A 17,065-nucleotide genomic window follows, 5' to 3' on the forward strand; every position below is an offset into this window, starting at 1 on the left:
ACAGCAGTATTAAGCTAAATTATTTTTTGTCGGATTTATCCGATGTACCCTCAACCTTTTATAGGTTGAAGTCTAAATTTGAGAGTTTGATCCTGGCTCAGAATGAACGCTGGCGGCAGGCCTAACACATGCAAGTCGAACGGAGTTATATTGTAGCTTGCTATGGTATAACTTAGTGGCAGACGGGTGAGTAATGTATAGGAATCTACCTAGTAGTACGGAATAATTGTTGGAAACGGCAACTAATACCGTATACGCCCTACGGGGGAAAAATTTATTGCTATTAGATGAGCCTATATTAGATTAGCTAGTTGGTGGAGTAATAGCCTACCAAGGCAATGATCTATAGCTGATCTGAGAGGATGATCAGCCACACTGGAACTGAGATACGGTCCAGACTCCTACGGGAGGCAGCAGTGGGGAATATTGGACAATGGGCGAAAGCCTGATCCAGCCATGCCGCATGAGTGAAGAAGGCCTTTGGGTTGTAAAGCTCTTTTAGTGAGGAAGATAATGACGGTACTCACAGAAGAAGTCCTGGCTAACTCCGTGCCAGCAGCCGCGGTAATACGGAGAGGGCTAGCGTTATTCGGAATTATTGGGCGTAAAGGGCGCGTAGGCTGGTTAATAAGTTAAAAGTGAAATCCCGAGGCTTAACCTTGGAATTGCTTTTAAAACTATTAATCTAGAGATTGAAAGAGGATAGAGGAATTCCTGATGTAGAGGTAAAATTCGTAAATATTAGGAGGAACACCAGTGGCGAAGGCGTCTATCTGGTTCAAATCTGACGCTGAAGCGCGAAGGCGTGGGGAGCAAACAGGATTAGATACCCTGGTAGTCCACGCTGTAAACGATGAATGTTAAATATGGGGAGTTTACTTTCTGTATTACAGCTAACGCGTTAAACATTCCGCCTGGGGACTACGGTCGCAAGATTAAAACTCAAAGGAATTGACGGGGACCCGCACAAGCGGTGGAGCATGTGGTTTAATTCGATGCAACGCGAAAAACCTTACCACTTCTTGACATGAAAATCATACCTATTCGAAGGGATAGGGTCGGTTCGGCCGGATTTTACACAAGTGTTGCATGGCTGTCGTCAGCTCGTGTCGTGAGATGTTGGGTTAAGTCCCGCAACGAGCGCAACCCTCATCCTTAGTTGCCATCAGGTAATGCTGAGTACTTTAAGGAAACTGCCAGTGATAAGCTGGAGGAAGGTGGGGATGATGTCAAGTCATCATGGCCTTTATGGAGTGGGCTACACACGTGCTACAATGGTGTCTACAATGGGCTGCAAGGTGCGCAAGCCTAAGCTAATCCCTAAAAGACATCTCAGTTCGGATTGTACTCTGCAACTCGAGTACATGAAGTTGGAATCGCTAGTAATCGTGGATCAGCATGCCACGGTGAATACGTTCTCGGGTCTTGTACACACTGCCCGTCACGCCATGGGAATTGGTTTCACTCGAAGCTAATGGCCTAACCGCAAGGAAGGAGTTATTTAAAGTGGGATCAGTGACTGGGGTGAAGTCGTAACAAGGTAGCAGTAGGGGAATCTGCAGCTGGATTACCTCCTTAGGCTTTGTACGTAATTCACCATTTCAAATAATAGTGTCATTATGTACTATACTGCTGTCTTTACTTCTACTTTATTTTTTAATTTCTCGATAACGAAATTTTATGAGTAACAGGCCTCTTTCCCCACATTTACAAATATATAAAGTACAAGTTACTAGTTTTTTTTCTATTATGCATAGATTGACTGGTATCTTGCTATTTCTTTTATTAATCATACTTTCTTGGTATTTTATATTATATGTTTACTCCCCTAAGTTAATTATAGTAAGGTGCTTAAATGCATTATTGTTCACTCCTGTTGCTAAATTAGCTTATATCTTATGCTTTGTAAGCTTTATGTATCATTTTCTCAATGGTATTCGTCATTTATTGTGGGATGCTGGGCTTAATTTAGAAATTGCTAGTGTTTTAAAAAGTGCTATATTACTAACAATAATGCTATTTCTTTCTACTATGGCTTTTATATTTATATGAGTCAATCTGTAAATTCAGTACATCATTGGTGGATCCAGCGTGTTTCTGCGGTGATTTTGTTATTTTTATTTCCTTGGTTTATTTACTCATTTTCTTGCACATTTTATGTTGATAGCCCTTTATCTTTTAATGAAAAATTATTTCAGGCTATTAATCATCCACTAGAGCTTTTGTTTTTTGTTATACTGGTGTTTTGCATTTTTTGGCATGCAGTTCTTGGAATGCAGGTAGTGTGTGAAGATTATATAGACAGCGTACTTCTAAGGATTTTTACAATTACATGCATAAAATACTTATCAAGCATTACTTATATAGTCCTTGCTTTTACGACTTTTTTCTTTTATAGGCATATTTTCTTGTAAAATTGTTAGTTCTGTGTTAGTATATTATTAGTTTACTAATTTTATTATTGAGCTATAGTGATTTTGGTTTGACAACATGTTTGGAGTGTTAAAAAAAGGAGTAGCAGACTTTACGCTTAAAGCAAAAGGTTTATTTGCTTCATCTGAATCTCAAATTTATGTCAAGGATCTTAGGAAGGTAATGACATATACAGATGGAAGAAAATGCAAATATCCAAAGAATTACGATCAGATTGTGAAATCTGGGAAAGTTGTAGAAAGTAAGAATAGTAATGGTGAGACTATATATAAACTTTTGTATGACAAGAAAACTTTTGAATTAGCTCTTGTCGAGAAAACGGATGATAGGTCCTATTTTACCATTGACTTTTTAGTTAATCGGGAAAAAAACAAGGATGTTAAGCATTATGGTGGCTACTATAAACCATTTGGGTTTTCAAAAATTGATCTTGAAAAACATATTCCAATTTTTGAAGCTCGGGAAAAAGATGATAAGTTTGAGCTAACTAATTCCTCTTTTCTTGCTAAAAAAGGCTGCTTCATCAATGATGACACGGGAGAAGTTGATGAGAAAGATAGAGATGAAAAAGGAAGAAATGGAAAATTACTATACGCTAGTGATTACAAGAAGCTAAGCACCCATTTTTCAGAAATTAGAGATCAGGATGGTAATCTAGAGCTAGATAAAAGTCTGATATCTGTTCCTATTGTTTTTGTTGCGGGTTTAGCTAAGATTTGTGCTAGAATGCTGACTTTTATTCCTATGAAATTAGGAGAGAATTTGATAGCTAGAAAAAATCGAGTTGCAAAATCTTTTGGTTATCTTTTTTTCACTCCTGCAGTGGTAGTAAAAAATTTAGTAAATATGGGAGCTACAATACTTAAGGTTCCAATTTTATTATTTGTAGAAAATGAGAAAAAGTATGGTAATGCTTATCTTACTATGTCGAAACACCAATTGAAAGAATGTTGGAAAGAGGCAAAAAGTGACTTTAATATTATTAAAGGTGAAGAAGGGCTAAAGCCGGAGCAGAAGGATCATAAGCCACTCAGTATAGTGGGCACATGGGATGAGCTTGACGCTAGAAGTCTAGGTATTGAAAGAGACTTGGAAAAGGCGCTGAATAAAAGTAGTGAAAGTATAGATAAATCCAGAGAACCAGGTGTTGGAGAAAGCTTAAAGGAGAAGCCGCAAAACAAAACTGATAAAAAAATAGCTGCAGCCGTTAATCAAAAAAGCAGCACTCCTCATATTGATAGAGAGATAGAAAGAAGACAAGACTCATCACGAAATGTAGGGATTCCATAATGCTCGTAGTCAACCATCACTTTAAATTACTTTTTACTTTAATCATCTCACAATAAAAACTTGCATGCATTTTGCCGTTAGTATAAGATATTAATCAAATAATTAATATCTTAATTAAATGCGCCCTGTAATACTGTGTGGTGGTAGTGGCAGCAGACTTTGGCCTCTATCTAAGCCAAAGCAATTTCAGAAAATATTTAGTCAGAATACTATGTTTCACAACACTTTGTTGAGGCTAAAAGGCGATTATATGCCACCCATCATTACCACAAATATACAATATGAGTCATTATTGATGCAGGAATTACATGCATTACAGGAATGTAAAGTAGTTTTTGAACCAGTTAAAATTGGGACAGCGGCAGCAATACTAATTGCTGTGCTTCTCTGCGATAGGAACGAGACAATCTTAGTTCTGCCTTCAGACCATTTTATAGGTGATTTGAATAGTTTTTATGTTTCTATTGAGAAAGCGTCTAAGCTAGCCTCTGAAACTGACTCTATAGTCACTTTTGGGGTAAAGCCTCATGAATTCAATTCTGAATACGGCTATATAAATGCAGTATATGGTCAGAAAGAAAAATGTCATATAGTAAAAGATTTTACAGAAAAACCCGAGCGTAAGGTAAGTAACGATCATTATTGGAACTCTGGAATATTTGTGTTTAGAGCAAAACGCTATATAGATGAGATAAAAAAAATTGCTCCGACTCTCTATAATTTATGTTGTGAAAGTATGAAGCATTTTGTATCACGAGAGAGATTTCTGTATTTAGAACAGCAAAATTGTTCAGGAATGGGTGATACATCTATTGATCACCTAGTGATAGAAAAAGCAGAAAATATTGTAATGATAGAAGCCAATTTCGATTGGATGGATGTTGGCACTTGGGGTTCAGTTTTAGAGTTAAGTAAGAGATTTAATAAGAATTTTGAGTCGTTTCAAGCTGTAATCAAAGGAAGAGAGCCAGTTTTGATGACAGAAAATGATGCAAAAAATTTACTAGGTAGAGTTTATAAACGGCCAAGTAAGAGCCTAATGTTGTTCATTAATAAAGTTAAGGAAGTAAAGCCAATAAGGAAAGAGGTTAAGCCATGGGGATTTTATAGTGTAGTTTTAATGGGCAAGGATTTTCTTATAAAATACCTTTTTATAAATCCACTGAGCTGCACTTCTAAGCAATTTCACCACTATAGAGATGAGTACCATATAATACTATCAGGGGTTGGATGCGTGAGTTTAGATGACAAAACATATGCTATAACAAAAAATCATGTAGTAGAGATTCCAAGGAAGGTGTTTCATAAAATTGAGAATAAAAGTACAAGATTTCCTCTTGAGATAGTTGAGTTTCAGGTAGGAAAGTTTTTATCTGATAATGATATAGTAAGATTGGACGATATATATGGAAGGTCTTAATATAGAACATTGAATATATTCTATAAGCTTGCTAAATTTAGACAACCTCATTTGAGGTAAAGGAAAAATTACAGTTATATGAAGCATAAAAAGTATGATATTTAAATCTTAGTATAATGTCTATTGCCTTTGAATTTACTATGGCTATTCGCTATTTGCGAGCAAAGAATTCTAGATTTTGCTCTATAATGGCCTTGTTTTCTATTATTGGTATTGCTCTTGGAGTTGCAACGCTAATAGTAGTAATGTCTGTAATGAATGGGTTCAGAGCAAAGCTGCTCGACTCTGTACTTGGCATTAATGGTCATATTAATGTTTACTTTGATAGAAGCATAAATTCAGATTACCACGCAGTGTTAAAATCTATTGAGAAAATCCCAGGTGTATTAAAAGCTACTTCTATGACCAATGATCAAGTGATCGTTGCAGCAAATAGTGGAATTGTGGGTAGCGTAGTCCGTGGTGTGTCAACTAAAGACTTACTTAATAATACTATCGTTAAGAATAATGTAATTATGGGTAACGTGGAAAAATTCGATGAAGGTATCATAATAGGGGCAAGATTAGCAGAAGCTTTGAATATTGATTATGGTGATAACATTATGCTTATATCACCTGAAGGATTTGATGCACTGTCTGGTGAAATACCAAAAATGAAAGAATATAAAGTTGTAGCAATATTTGATATGGGTATGTTTGAGTACGACAATACCTTAATGTATATGCCCATAAAGTCAGCTAAAGCTTTTTTTAATTATAAAGATAATGTGAGAAATATAGAAGTGTTTGTAGATGATATTGCTATGGCTAATAAGCTAGCAAACGCTATAGCAAAAGAAACAGGAATGAGAGCTGAAAGTTGGCAGTCTCAGCAAAGCCATTATGTTAATGCTTTAAAGACTGAAAGAAATGTGATGTTTTTAATTCTCACTTTAATTATAGTTGTAGCAGCATTTAATATTGTTTCAAATTTGATGATGATAGTGCAAGAAAAGAAATCTGCAATTGCAATTATGCGTACGTTTGGTGCAACAAGCGGAAGCATTATGCGCATATTTTGTGCTTGTGGATTGCTGATTGGTTTTACAGGAACTTGTCTTGGCTCTATTATAGGGGTTGTTTTTTCTCTCAATATTGAAAGTATTAGAGTGTTTTTAGAAAACATTACCAACATCAAACTGTTTGATCCTATGATATACTTTTTTTCAAGTTTGCCAGTGATATTAGTCTCTCAAGATGTGATTAACATTTCTGCACTTGCATTGTTCTTATCATTTTTAGCGACAATTCCTCCTGCATTACAAGCAGCTGCTCAAGATCCTGTGGAGATATTACGTTATGAATGATACTTGGAGAAAATGCATAGGTTGGTTCTTAATTATATTGTTGTTTGTTAGCTATATTACAATAAATAACATAATATTTTTTAAAATAAATCAGCAAGAGAGTGAAAATAGTATAAGTATTGTAACGGAAAAGATAGATGAACTTAAAATGTTGCTTGAAGTTAATCAAATTAAGGTAGAGAAAAAGATATTTGATTTAAAGAGAAATCTGCACACTCAATGTGAGCAAGGTGACGGTAGTTCAAGACATAAGAACCTCGCAAAGTTGCTGCTACTTGTGATTAAGATGAAGAATTCGTTATTGCAAGAAGCCAAGTTTGATAATCATATAAATTCAATAAAGCCTTTGATATCAGAGCTTGACGATCCAGAAATAGAAAATGCAGTCAATGAATTGGAAAATTTGAAAGAGGTAGATACTTTATGCGGGTTGAAATTGTCTTTTGAGAAGAACATGACTGTTATTAACTACAATAAAAGTAACTTGTTTAAAAAAATCATTTCAAATTGGATCAAGATAGATGATCGTAGTGATCCACTCAGGTTAAAGCTTGCGGAAATTGAAGAATTAATAAGCGATAATGATTGGCAGAGCATAGCCACCGCAATAAGTGACTTAACATACCCAGAATTCAAACCATGGCTTAATAAATTGAATGATTTTATTGTAGCTTTCAAGAATACTTCAATAATATATCGTCACTTATTACAATACATCTCATGATTTATTTTATAATTTTTGCTTTTTCGTTTTTATTTGGCATATGGATCAAGGTAAGTGGTGAAGTAATAAAATTGGAATTAGGCAATTACACTATAAGTATTGATCTATATTTCGTTATTCTTGCTTGCGTAGTCTTATTATTTTTATTGATTGCAGTTGCACGTTTTTGTTCTTCTATTTCATCAACATTTGCTAACATAAAAAATAGAAGAAGAAGTAGGGAAGAATTGCTTCTCTTTGAAGCTTTCTTTAGCTTAGATTTAGGTAATATAGAGAACACCAATAAGCTAATTAAAAATCTAAATGAAGAAAGTGATAAATTATCTTTAGTAAAGCTCTTTAATTCAGGTAAAACGGGAAATTACAGCTTTTTCAGCCATAATTTAACGAGTATTGCAAGTAAAAATCGCAACTTAGCTCTACTTCTGATCAATAAACTGATTATTCACCTAAAGCAAGAAAGGTTAGTCTTTCAAAAATTTATAGAATATTGCTCTAGTTCAATTAATGATAAAATTTTGTCTATTCCCTTTCAAATAGAGCATTGTATATTGCAAGAAGATTGGATAAATGCAATTTCAAAGTTAAAGGAAGCTATCAAATTCAATATTTTTCTTCCCTTTGATCGTAAAAAGATGTTAGCGGTTTTTTATTGCGCTTTAGCAAAGCAATACGAAAGTAAAGGAAGTTTTTGCAAAGCTATAGATTATTTAGCTAAAGCACAAAGTTATTATGCAACTTTTCAGCCCATCAATTATTTAAAGGCAGAATTATATATCAAGCTTGAAAAAATCAGAAAAGCTTCCACAGTATTAGAGGAAGAGTATAGAGTAAATCCTACTCCTCAATCAGCTAGAATGTATATCAAGTTAAATAATAAAGGCGCTGAAAGACTATATAACTTACGCCCTGATTATTATTTTAGTTATTGCTTGCTTGCTTTGTCTTCAATTAGCTTAGGGAAATATGATCTTGCAAGTCAGCATTTAGATATTGCTATGAAAAAAGCTAATTACATATCAATCTACCTTGTTATGGTACAGCTCAAGATTATGCTACAAGAGTATGATCAAGCAATTTACTGGCTAAATAAGATGAACTCAGAAGCTGTGCCTGATCCAGGTTGGAAATGTGTTGATTGTAATAAAGAGCTAAAGCAATGGGATTATAAGTGCTCAAGTTGCAATAGTCTTAATTGTATTTACCTTATATTATAAGACTCCATAAGGTGTGATACTTTTACATCGAGATTGCTTTAATATAATCTTTATCTCAAAACAGTAAATCTGTGAGTTTCTTAGTTAGGTTTGATTCCAATGTCAAAAAAACTTGTTTTTAGACATTACCAGTTATATATTTTAATAAATTAGAATTATATATAAAATGAAGAGCTTAAAGGAATTATCCTTAAGAATTAAAAATATTAAGTCTGTGCAGAAAATCACGAAAATAATGCAAATGGTTTCTGCAGCAAAATTATTACAAAGCCAAAAGAAATTATCAAATTCAAAATTGCATATATCTAAGCTGCATAGCATTATTTCTTCACTAGCGCTATCAGCGGATCAAGAATTACTAGCAAGAATTCTAAATATCAATAATGAAGATTCTTTCCTAGTATTTATTATTGCATCTGATCGTGGTTTATGTGGCAGCTTCAACTCCTCTGTTGTTAAATTTAGTCAGGAGCATATAAACAAATTAATTGCAAATGATAAGAAAGTAGACATTGTTTTTTTTGGTAAGAAAGCTTTTGAGACAGGCAAAAATAGATTTAATTCTAAAAATATCTTGAAGGTTGAAAATAGTAAGGGAATCACACTAAAGCGTGTGGAAGCCTTGGTTAGTGATATAGATCTAAGTAAATACAATAAAGTTAAGGTTTTTTACAGTAAATTCTATAATACCTTCATGCAAAAGCCAATATTAGAAACAATAAAACCATGGAGTAAAGACTCATTATTAATTGATAATTCTGTAGTTAGTCCTCTAACAGATTACAGCTATGAGTATGAACCACAAAATATTGAGTTTATTTTAAAATCTTTGACTCAAGATTATGTTACAGCTTCTCTTTATTCTGCTTTACTTGAAAGTGCAGCAAGTGAAAATAGTGCTAGGATGGTTGCTATGGAATCAGCAAACAGAAATACAAAAGAAATGCTAAATAAACTAGCATTACTTTATAATCGTTCTCGTCAAGCAGCAATTACAACTGATTTGATTGAAGTTATAGGTGGTGCAGAATCTTTATAGAAACTCAAGGAATGAAAAATGAATATATTAAATGTTGCAGCAGATATCACTAAACTAATAAAAAAGCAGAATCAAGACGCAGAAGTTACAATATATGAAACTAATAAGACCTCGGTTTCTCAGCGTCTATCAAAAATTGAACAAATATCACAATCTAAAAACTGTACTGTCGGAATTAGAGCTATAGCAGGTAAGAACAAAGCTGCGTATATTTCCACAAACGATTTGAATAATCTTAGTAGTGCAGTGAGCCAAGTGGTGGAAATGGCAAAGAATGCCCAGGAAGATCCTTATATTAGTTTTGCTGTAGATGGCAGTAATTATATCTCTTCTGCAGATTTAAATATCTCAGATAATAATGTTGTAACAATTGATAACTTAAAAGAAATTACTGAAGCTACAGAAAATTCAGCTCTTGCACATAAAAATATTATTAATTCCGAAGGAGCTTCATCTTCACATACTTCAGTAAATACAGTATTATCAACCGTTTCTGGTTTTGTTGGTTCATTTAGTAAGTCAACTTTTGTTAATCAGGTTTCTGTTGTTGCTGGAGAAAAGAATGAAATGAAAATAGGCTACGATTACGATGTAGCATGCAACTTCAGTGATTTAAAAACACCGGAGTCAATAGGGAAAGAAGCAGCAAAAAGAGCAATAGATCAATTGGGTTCATGTACAATCAGGACAGGCAAATTTCCGGTTGTTTTTGAAAAAAGAGCAGCAAAAGAGCTAGTAAAGAGCTTTGCTTCTGCCATAAATGGTAGCAATATTGTAAATAATAGCTCTTTTTTGAGAAATAGTTTAAATAATCAAATTTTTAATACTGAGATTAGCATTATTGATGACCCATTGTTACCAAGGGGTATAACATCAAGACCGTTTGACGGGGAAGGAATAATGAGTAGAAGAAATGAATTTGTAAAAAATGGAGTACTGCAAAACTGGATTTTAGATCTATATTCGGCTAGGAAATTAAACTTGGAAACGACCGCAAATGCAACTCGTGCAAGTAATGCTGCAATTATTCCTTCAGCTAGTAATTTCTATTTCAAAAATGGTAATAGATCGTTTAAGGAATTAATTGAGGAAGTAAAAGAAGGAATATATGTAACTGATTTATTTGGTTTTGGTGTTAATTTAATCAATGGCGATTATAGTCAAGGTGCATGCGGATTTTTTATAGAAAATGGTAAAATAACGTATCCAATACACGAGATTACTGTTGCCGACAATTTGAAAAATATGTTTAGCAATTTAGTTGTTGCAAATGACCTAACTTTCTGTGGGCAGTTTAATTCACCAACGATTAAAGTTAGCGAAATGACAGTAGCAGGTTCACTTAGTGATTAAAAATTTTAGTTGCATTAAGTACAATAATTGTGTACTATTACTATGTAATGTTAAGAATAGACTATGGAGTATAGAAGTTTAGTTGCAGTAACTAAGCTTAAAGCATTCTAAATCGTAATTTCAAAGTTTTTCATCACATTAATAATGTTAGTTAGTAGTTTAGGAGTTATCCATATGGAATTTGGTAATATAAAATGGTTTAATGTTGAAAAAGGCTATGGTTTCATCAAGCCAGAAGGTAAAGGTGAGGACGTTTTTGTACATGTTAGTACATTAGAACGTTCAGGAATAAGACCTGATGAACTTCGAGGAGAGGATAAAAAGAGAGGAATGAAAGGGGAAAGAGTAAGTTATGAGCTTAAAGAAGAGCGTGGTAGGAACGGAGAAGATAAAAAGTCTGCAATAAATTTAAGATTGGAAGATTAGTCTATCGTGAAGCTTTTTAATAGGGTAATGTATTGTGAGTAATTTTCATGAAATGGGGCTTCCAACTTTGCTTAGGCAAGCTCTAAGTAAAAATAATCTTTGTGTTCCAACCCCGATTCAGGTGCAAGCGATTCCTCTAGCTCTTCAGGGCAAAGATATTCTTGGGTCTGCTCAAACGGGAACTGGAAAAACCTTAGCGTTTGCTATTCCACTGGTTGCTAAATTGATGAATGAGCCAAGCATTGGTTCAGCTTTAGTCATCGTGCCAACCAGAGAGCTTGCTCATCAGGTAACAAGTGAGATAAGAAAACTCTTATCTCAAAGTTCTTTACTAAGAGTTGCTTTGTTGATCGGAGGCGAGCCTATTTTTAGGCAGCTAAATCAGCTTCAGAAAAAACCACAAATTATAATAGGTACTCCTGGTCGTATTATAGACCATATTGAGCGTAAAACTTTAGTTACTCGGAATGTTGGTATTCTTGTGCTTGATGAGACGGATCGTATGTTTGATATGGGCTTTGGAATTCAGATTGAAGAAATTATGAAGCATTTGCCTAAAATAAGGCAAACTCTTATGTTTTCTGCAACTCTTCCTGGAGAAATAGTAAAACTTACTGAAAAATATCTTAATCAACCAGAGCGTATTTCTGTCGATTGCCAGGCTACAACTTCTGTAAAAATTAAACAAGAAGTTGTTTATGCATCAGAATCAGAAAAATATGGCAAGCTTGTTACACAATTATGTCAGCGCAAAGGATCAATCATTATTTTTGTCAAAACAAAGCGAGGAGCGGATCAGCTAGCTGACAAATTGCACAAAGATGACTATAGCGCTTTGGCAATTCATGGTGATTTAAGGCAGCACAAGCGTGAAAGAGTCATTGATTCTTTTCGTCGTGGCCGCAATCAAATCATGGTTGCAACAGATGTTGCTTCTCGCGGTCTTGATATTCCGCACATTCAACATGTTATCAATTATGATGTACCACAATCGCAAGCTGATTATGTTCATCGTATAGGTAGAACTGCACGTGCGGGAGCTGAAGGATTTGCATTATCTTTTGTTACACCTCAAGATAAGAGAAGACTGCCTGCACTAGCAGATAAAGAAGGAGAGCCAAATTTTGATTGTAGTATGCAATCTCAAAAACGTAACAGCAAAAAGATCTTTAAAAGGCCAAGTACGTTAAAGGCTAAATACGGTAGAAAAAAGATCAATGTATTTAAGAAGAAAAGCAGAGTACTAGAAAAAGCGTATTAATGTACTTAACTATTCTTCTATTCTTTAAAAACTCCAGTAAACTTGCTGCAAAGTGAAGTGATTGGAGGATGGTAGAAAGAATATATAGCTAGCCCAAATTAGATTTACCTACAATTTGATAATCTTAATTCTGCTGCTTATAACGTTTTGAGATTATCACAACGGTATAATGTTAGGCTGTGTGGACTATAATCTGTAGCTTAATTCAATTTGGCTACAACGAGCTGCTAGATTTCAGTTTTTTTAATAATTGTGTGCTACTAATTATATATAAATTTACACTTTTAAAGAGAATAGATGATTTCTAAAAATTTAGAGGCAAGTTTAAATAGAGCGTTACAGATTGCTTCTGATTGTAAGCTTAAATATGCAAAAGTGGAACATTTGTTGCTAGCATTAATCAAAGATGTGGATGTAAATTATGTTTTATCAAGATGTAACATCAGAGCTGGTGAAATCATAAATATAGATAATATTATATTAAGGAATGATCGTGGTAATAATGCAAAAGGTTTTTTACAAGACAACTCCGAATTAACTGTCAATAAAGTTGAGCCTGATGTGCTATTTCAACGCATAATACATAAAGCCATGATACGAGCTCATCGTCTGGGAAGAAAAGAAATAAATGGAGCAAGTATTCTATTAGAGATTCTGTCTGAGCAAGATTTATACATTGAAGAGCTATTATGCAAACAGAATGCAAAGGATTCTAATTTGATTTATAACATATCCAATATAAAATATTCAGGTGATATAGAAGAATATGTAACTAATCGCAAGATAAAACTTGATAAGAATAACGATATCTCTACTGTAGCAAATAAAAGTGAATTATTAAAAGATGAAGAAGTTCTACAAAATTATTGTAGAAATTTAAATGATTATGCAAGAAGCAAAAAAATAGATTATGTCATTGGTCGTGATTATGAATTAAATCGCACTATAGAAATCTTGCTAAGACGCAGAAAAAATAACCCTTTATATGTCGGAGAACCAGGTGTTGGTAAAACAACAATAGTTGAAGGCTTGGTATTGAAAATTATTGAAGGTAGTGTTCCGAGTGCACTGAGATCCAGCATAATTTATGCTTTGGATTTAGGATCACTTCTTGCAGGAACACGCTATAGAGGTGACTTCGAAGAGAGAATAAAATCTATAATAAAAGTAATTGAGGCAAAACCTGGCGCTATTCTTTTCATTGATGAAATACACACTATTATTGGAGCAGGTTCAACAAGTGGCAGCTTTCTTGATGCTGGCAATCTGCTCAAACCTGCACTTGCAAGAGGTGCGTTGCGTTGTATAGGTGCAACTACATATAGAGAATATAGCAATAGCTTTGAAAAGGATAAAGCATTAGCAAGGAGGTTTCAAAAAATTAATGTAAAAGAGTCTTCTATTAATGATACAGTAAAGATACTAGATGGTATAAAGCATTACTATGAAAGGTATCATGGAGTATATTACACGAAACATGCCATTAAATCTGCAGCTGAACTTTCACACAAGTATATTACTGGGCGAATATTACCTGATAAAGCAGTTGATGTTATAGATGAAGCAGGGGCATATTGTAAGTTACAAAAAAGCAGGCGAAAAATTATAAACAGTAGAGACATTAAGAGTACTATCGCTAGGATTACAAACGTACCTTGCGGGTTTGATGATATGCAAAGAGTAAAATCTTTGAAAGAAAATCTCAATAGGGCCATTTTTGGTCAAGAGCAAGCGATAGAGTTTCTCGTTAATTCTATTAAAATTGCTAAATCTGGTCTGAGAAGTTACAATAAACCCTTGGCAAAGTATCTTTTTGCAGGGCCAACTGGTGTAGGTAAGACTGAGCTTGCGAAGCAGCTAGCACAAAATATGGGTATGAACCTTATTCGGTTTGATATGTCTGAGTATATGGAACCTCACACAATATCTAGAATGATTGGTTCCCCTCCTGGATATGTGGGTTACGACCAAGGTGGATTGCTTACAGAATCTGTATCTAATAATCAATATAGCGTAGTACTTCTTGATGAAATTGAGAAAGCTCATAGTGATATTTATAATATATTACTACAAATCATGGATTATGGTTGTGTTACAGACACTTACGGACGTAAGGTTAATTTTTCCAATACGATTTTAATTATGACAACCAATGCAGGGGCATTTGAACGTAACAAAAGTTCTATTGGCTTTGGGTATAAAAACTTTAACATCAGTGACAGCGAAAAAGCAATGGAACGGGTTTTTAGCCCCGAATTTCGTAATCGTCTTGATGCAGTCATTTCCTTTTCTGATTTGGATGCGGATGTCATTTTGCACATTGTGGATAAATTTATTCAGGAATTAAAAAAACAACTTGTGCAAAAGGGTATAAGCTGCTCAGTGGAAGAAGAAGTAAAGTCTTATCTTGCGCAAACAGGTTATAGCAAAGAAATGGGAGCACGCCCAATAGAGAGGCTGATTGAAAAAGAGATAAAAAGTCATTTGGCTGAAGAAATACTGAATCGTCGATTAATTAAAGGAAAGAAATTAAGGATTTATATTGGTAAACACGGAATTGCTTTTGATATAGTTTAAATTCTTGCTTGAGTATTAAATTTGTAGTATAGTCACTATTTTTTAATGAGGCTATAGTGGCAAGTTTAACCAGAAATCAATATTACAGTAATCAAGATTTACGGAATTTATTTTCAAGGCTGGGAATAAAAGCGGAAGAAGTAATAAGCCAGGAGTTTGATGATGTACTTAAGTTAGTTGAGCGGCGCTTTAGAAGAGCTTCATTAAAATGTCACCCTGATAAAGTAGTAGGAGAGAAAGAGAAAAAAATAGCTGAAGAAAAGTTTAAAAAACTTAGTGCAGATAAAGATAAGCTAGAGAAATATCTTAACGACTTAAAAGCAGCTGGCATATCTATAACATTACAGCGAGAAGTGCAGGAAAAACAAAGGAGAATCAATGAGATTCTATTGCGTAGAGAGAAAGCTGTGAATAGAGCATGTTTATTTTTTATATTAGCAAATGTGGTACTTGGTCCGTCGCCTCAAGTCAAATATTGCTTATCACAACTTGCTAACAGTGGCAAAGTGCAAAATATTGCTTATAAATTTTATGCATTCAGCATTGGAGTTTGGCCATGGTTATTTATTATATCCTTTTGTAGTATTATCTATGCAGCAAGTAAACAAAGAGGCTCACAAGAAGGAAATCTAGATAGGTTAAATAGAAGATACAATCTACTTATTGCTGCTGATAATTATGTAATATGTATATCAGCAGCGTTTGCTGTATGCAGTTTAATGTCGGAAGTTGCACAAAATGGCTGGCCTGTTCAATATGGAACGATGCTAATAGCTAATTTAGCATTAGATTTATTACTTATTGCTTTACTTAGGACTTTTGTGAAAGCTTTTGAACTATATGGTGAATACTGTATGGCTTTGTTGCACCACTCAAGGAAAGAACAGGCAGTTACTGATGGAATTTGTTATAAAATAGATATTTAGCCGACAAAGGAAAAATATGCCAATAAGAATGAAAGTCAGTAACTGCAATGAATATAACAAATTTCTTCAAGAAAGGGGAAATGTTTTTCATTATATCAACGATGCCATTGAAAATTGGTACGAAAATAGTCCAAAAGTAGCAGGTGGCAACAATGTCTACAGCGACAAAGTAGTGATTCTAATTCACATAATAACCTATCTATTCAGGATTGGTCTTAGGCAAACAGTGGGATTTATAGAGAAATATCTTGAGCAAATAGGGAAAATTTTGCAAATTATCAGCTATTCGCAGGCTTCAAGAAGGTTTAAAAAGCTTAATATCAAAATCAACGACTGCAGAGTTGATAAGAACGATATGGAAGATATTGAAATTGCTATAGATAGTACAGGTATCAGCATCTACAATAATATTCCAGGCCATAGTAAGGCAAATGGTACAGATAGAAAGTATCGCCGCTATGAGCAAACAAGAAAGCTACATGTAATGCTAGAGATAGGTAGTAAAAAAGTTATAGCTGCAAAATACAGTAGTGGAGTTTATTCCGACCACTATGGAGCCTGTGATCTTATTGAAAGAGTGGATACCAAGTATAACATAAGCACGATATATGCAGATAGGGCATATAATCGAAAGAAGTTATACAAACTGTGCGATGAGCTTGACATAAAGACAAGGATTCCTCCGCAAAATAATGCAGTAGAGCATCCAAAGTTGGATTATATGAATGAGAGAAATTCTACAATCAAGCTCATAAAGTCATATGATGAAGATGGTATGAAGAGGTGGAAAAAAGAGATAAATTATTGGAAGAGATCTTATATAGAAAGTTTTTTCTCGCGACTGAAGCAAATATTTGGATTTAGTTTTAGGAATAAATCTGAGATTAATCGTGAGAAGGAACTGCTACTCAAGTGTTATTTGCTTAACAAATTTACTGAAATAGGCATGGCTAAGTTTGATATAGCTTCATGAATTTATTATACATTACCCACTATCCGAAGAGCTGTGCAACAAAGCCCACTGGGATCCAGCCTTTACTTAACAATAAAAAC

The 17,065-nt window shown here is 34.2% G+C and carries 14 protein-coding genes and 1 rRNA gene; all 15 read left to right on the forward strand.

The window, feature by feature from the left end:
* The first annotated feature begins 74 nt into the window (after positions 1-74).
* The 15 genes from ACQ4M0_RS05460 (at position 75) to ACQ4M0_RS05530 (ending at position 16,985) form a co-directional block, all read left to right on the forward strand.
* A 16S ribosomal RNA gene (locus ACQ4M0_RS05460) occupies positions 75-1,578 on the forward strand.
* A gap of 102 nt (positions 1,579-1,680) precedes the next feature.
* A complete protein-coding gene (gene sdhC, locus ACQ4M0_RS05465; RefSeq protein ID WP_012481985.1) occupies positions 1,681-2,052 on the forward strand; it encodes a succinate dehydrogenase, cytochrome b556 subunit in 372 nt (123 codons plus the stop codon).
* Positions 2,049-2,414 (forward strand): succinate dehydrogenase, hydrophobic membrane anchor protein, encoded by a 366-nt coding sequence (gene sdhD, locus ACQ4M0_RS05470; RefSeq protein WP_012481986.1) that lies wholly within the window; start codon positions 2,049-2,051, stop codon positions 2,412-2,414. Before sdhC ends, sdhD begins: the two co-directional genes overlap by 4 nt.
* Before the next feature lie 76 nt (positions 2,415-2,490).
* Positions 2,491-3,723, forward strand: coding sequence for a hypothetical protein (locus ACQ4M0_RS05475; protein WP_438456350.1), 1,233 nt, complete (start codon positions 2,491-2,493; stop codon positions 3,721-3,723).
* 118 nt (positions 3,724-3,841) lie between these two features.
* Positions 3,842-5,143 (forward strand): sugar phosphate nucleotidyltransferase, encoded by a 1,302-nt coding sequence (locus ACQ4M0_RS05480; protein ID WP_438456351.1) that lies wholly within the window; start codon positions 3,842-3,844, stop codon positions 5,141-5,143.
* 116 nt (positions 5,144-5,259) lie between these two features.
* Positions 5,260-6,489 (forward strand): lipoprotein-releasing ABC transporter permease subunit, encoded by a 1,230-nt coding sequence (locus tag ACQ4M0_RS05485; RefSeq protein ID WP_007302450.1) that lies wholly within the window; start codon positions 5,260-5,262, stop codon positions 6,487-6,489.
* The gene (locus tag ACQ4M0_RS05490; protein ID WP_007302451.1) at positions 6,482-7,213 is read left to right on the forward strand and encodes a hypothetical protein; all 732 of its coding nucleotides are present in this window, start codon (positions 6,482-6,484) and stop codon (positions 7,211-7,213) included. The genes ACQ4M0_RS05485 and ACQ4M0_RS05490 overlap by 8 nt, the downstream gene beginning before the upstream one ends.
* Complete coding sequence (locus ACQ4M0_RS05495; protein WP_019236883.1) at positions 7,210-8,430, forward strand: tetratricopeptide repeat protein; 1,221 nt, start codon at positions 7,210-7,212, stop codon at positions 8,428-8,430. The genes ACQ4M0_RS05490 and ACQ4M0_RS05495 overlap by 4 nt, the downstream gene beginning before the upstream one ends.
* A 166-nt stretch (positions 8,431-8,596) precedes the next feature.
* Positions 8,597-9,469, forward strand: coding sequence for an ATP synthase F1 subunit gamma (atpG, locus tag ACQ4M0_RS05500; RefSeq protein WP_007302454.1), 873 nt, complete (start codon positions 8,597-8,599; stop codon positions 9,467-9,469).
* A gap of 18 nt (positions 9,470-9,487) precedes the next feature.
* The gene (locus tag ACQ4M0_RS05505) at positions 9,488-10,822 is read left to right on the forward strand and encodes a TldD/PmbA family protein (RefSeq protein WP_438456352.1); all 1,335 of its coding nucleotides are present in this window, start codon (positions 9,488-9,490) and stop codon (positions 10,820-10,822) included.
* Between the two features lie 174 nt (positions 10,823-10,996).
* The gene (locus ACQ4M0_RS05510; RefSeq protein WP_007302456.1) at positions 10,997-11,248 is read left to right on the forward strand and encodes a cold-shock protein; all 252 of its coding nucleotides are present in this window, start codon (positions 10,997-10,999) and stop codon (positions 11,246-11,248) included.
* A gap of 34 nt (positions 11,249-11,282) precedes the next feature.
* Entirely contained in the window at positions 11,283-12,509 is a 1,227-nt protein-coding gene (locus ACQ4M0_RS05515; RefSeq protein WP_438456353.1) for a DEAD/DEAH box helicase, read from the forward strand.
* A gap of 297 nt (positions 12,510-12,806) precedes the next feature.
* On the forward strand, positions 12,807-15,086 hold the full coding sequence (locus tag ACQ4M0_RS05520) for an AAA family ATPase (RefSeq protein ID WP_438456354.1): 2,280 nt from the start codon (positions 12,807-12,809) through the stop codon (positions 15,084-15,086).
* Between the two features lie 56 nt (positions 15,087-15,142).
* On the forward strand, positions 15,143-16,012 hold the full coding sequence (locus ACQ4M0_RS05525) for a molecular chaperone DnaJ (protein ID WP_438456355.1): 870 nt from the start codon (positions 15,143-15,145) through the stop codon (positions 16,010-16,012).
* A gap of 16 nt (positions 16,013-16,028) precedes the next feature.
* Positions 16,029-16,985 carry an IS5 family transposase gene (locus ACQ4M0_RS05530; RefSeq protein WP_213863789.1) on the forward strand — a complete coding sequence of 319 codons (957 nt, stop codon included), beginning with the start codon at positions 16,029-16,031 and terminating at the stop codon, positions 16,983-16,985.
* The last annotated feature ends 80 nt before the right edge of the window (positions 16,986-17,065 follow it).

The organism is Wolbachia endosymbiont of Kerria lacca, assembly GCF_051602725.1.
Taxonomy (GTDB): Bacteria; Pseudomonadota; Alphaproteobacteria; order Rickettsiales; family Anaplasmataceae; genus Wolbachia.

Bases quoted from the DNA above. Each gene is read 5' to 3' on its own strand.
- sdhC (WP_012481985.1), top strand. From the start codon at position 1,681: ATGAGTAACAGGCCTCTTTCCCCACATTTACAAATATATAAAGTACAA.
- sdhD (WP_012481986.1), top strand. From the start codon at position 2,049: ATGAGTCAATCTGTAAATTCAGTACATCATTGGTGGATCCAGCGTGTT.
- ACQ4M0_RS05475 (WP_438456350.1), top strand. From the start codon at position 2,491: ATGTTTGGAGTGTTAAAAAAAGGAGTAGCAGACTTTACGCTTAAAGCA.
- ACQ4M0_RS05480 (WP_438456351.1), top strand. From the start codon at position 3,842: ATGCGCCCTGTAATACTGTGTGGTGGTAGTGGCAGCAGACTTTGGCCT.
- ACQ4M0_RS05485 (WP_007302450.1), top strand. From the start codon at position 5,260: ATGTCTATTGCCTTTGAATTTACTATGGCTATTCGCTATTTGCGAGCA.
- ACQ4M0_RS05490 (WP_007302451.1), top strand. From the start codon at position 6,482: ATGAATGATACTTGGAGAAAATGCATAGGTTGGTTCTTAATTATATTG.
- ACQ4M0_RS05495 (WP_019236883.1), top strand. From the start codon at position 7,210: ATGATTTATTTTATAATTTTTGCTTTTTCGTTTTTATTTGGCATATGG.
- atpG (WP_007302454.1), top strand. From the start codon at position 8,597: ATGAAGAGCTTAAAGGAATTATCCTTAAGAATTAAAAATATTAAGTCT.
- ACQ4M0_RS05505 (WP_438456352.1), top strand. From the start codon at position 9,488: ATGAATATATTAAATGTTGCAGCAGATATCACTAAACTAATAAAAAAG.
- ACQ4M0_RS05510 (WP_007302456.1), top strand. From the start codon at position 10,997: ATGGAATTTGGTAATATAAAATGGTTTAATGTTGAAAAAGGCTATGGT.
- ACQ4M0_RS05520 (WP_438456354.1), top strand. From the start codon at position 12,807: ATGATTTCTAAAAATTTAGAGGCAAGTTTAAATAGAGCGTTACAGATT.
- ACQ4M0_RS05530 (WP_213863789.1), top strand. From the start codon at position 16,029: ATGCCAATAAGAATGAAAGTCAGTAACTGCAATGAATATAACAAATTT.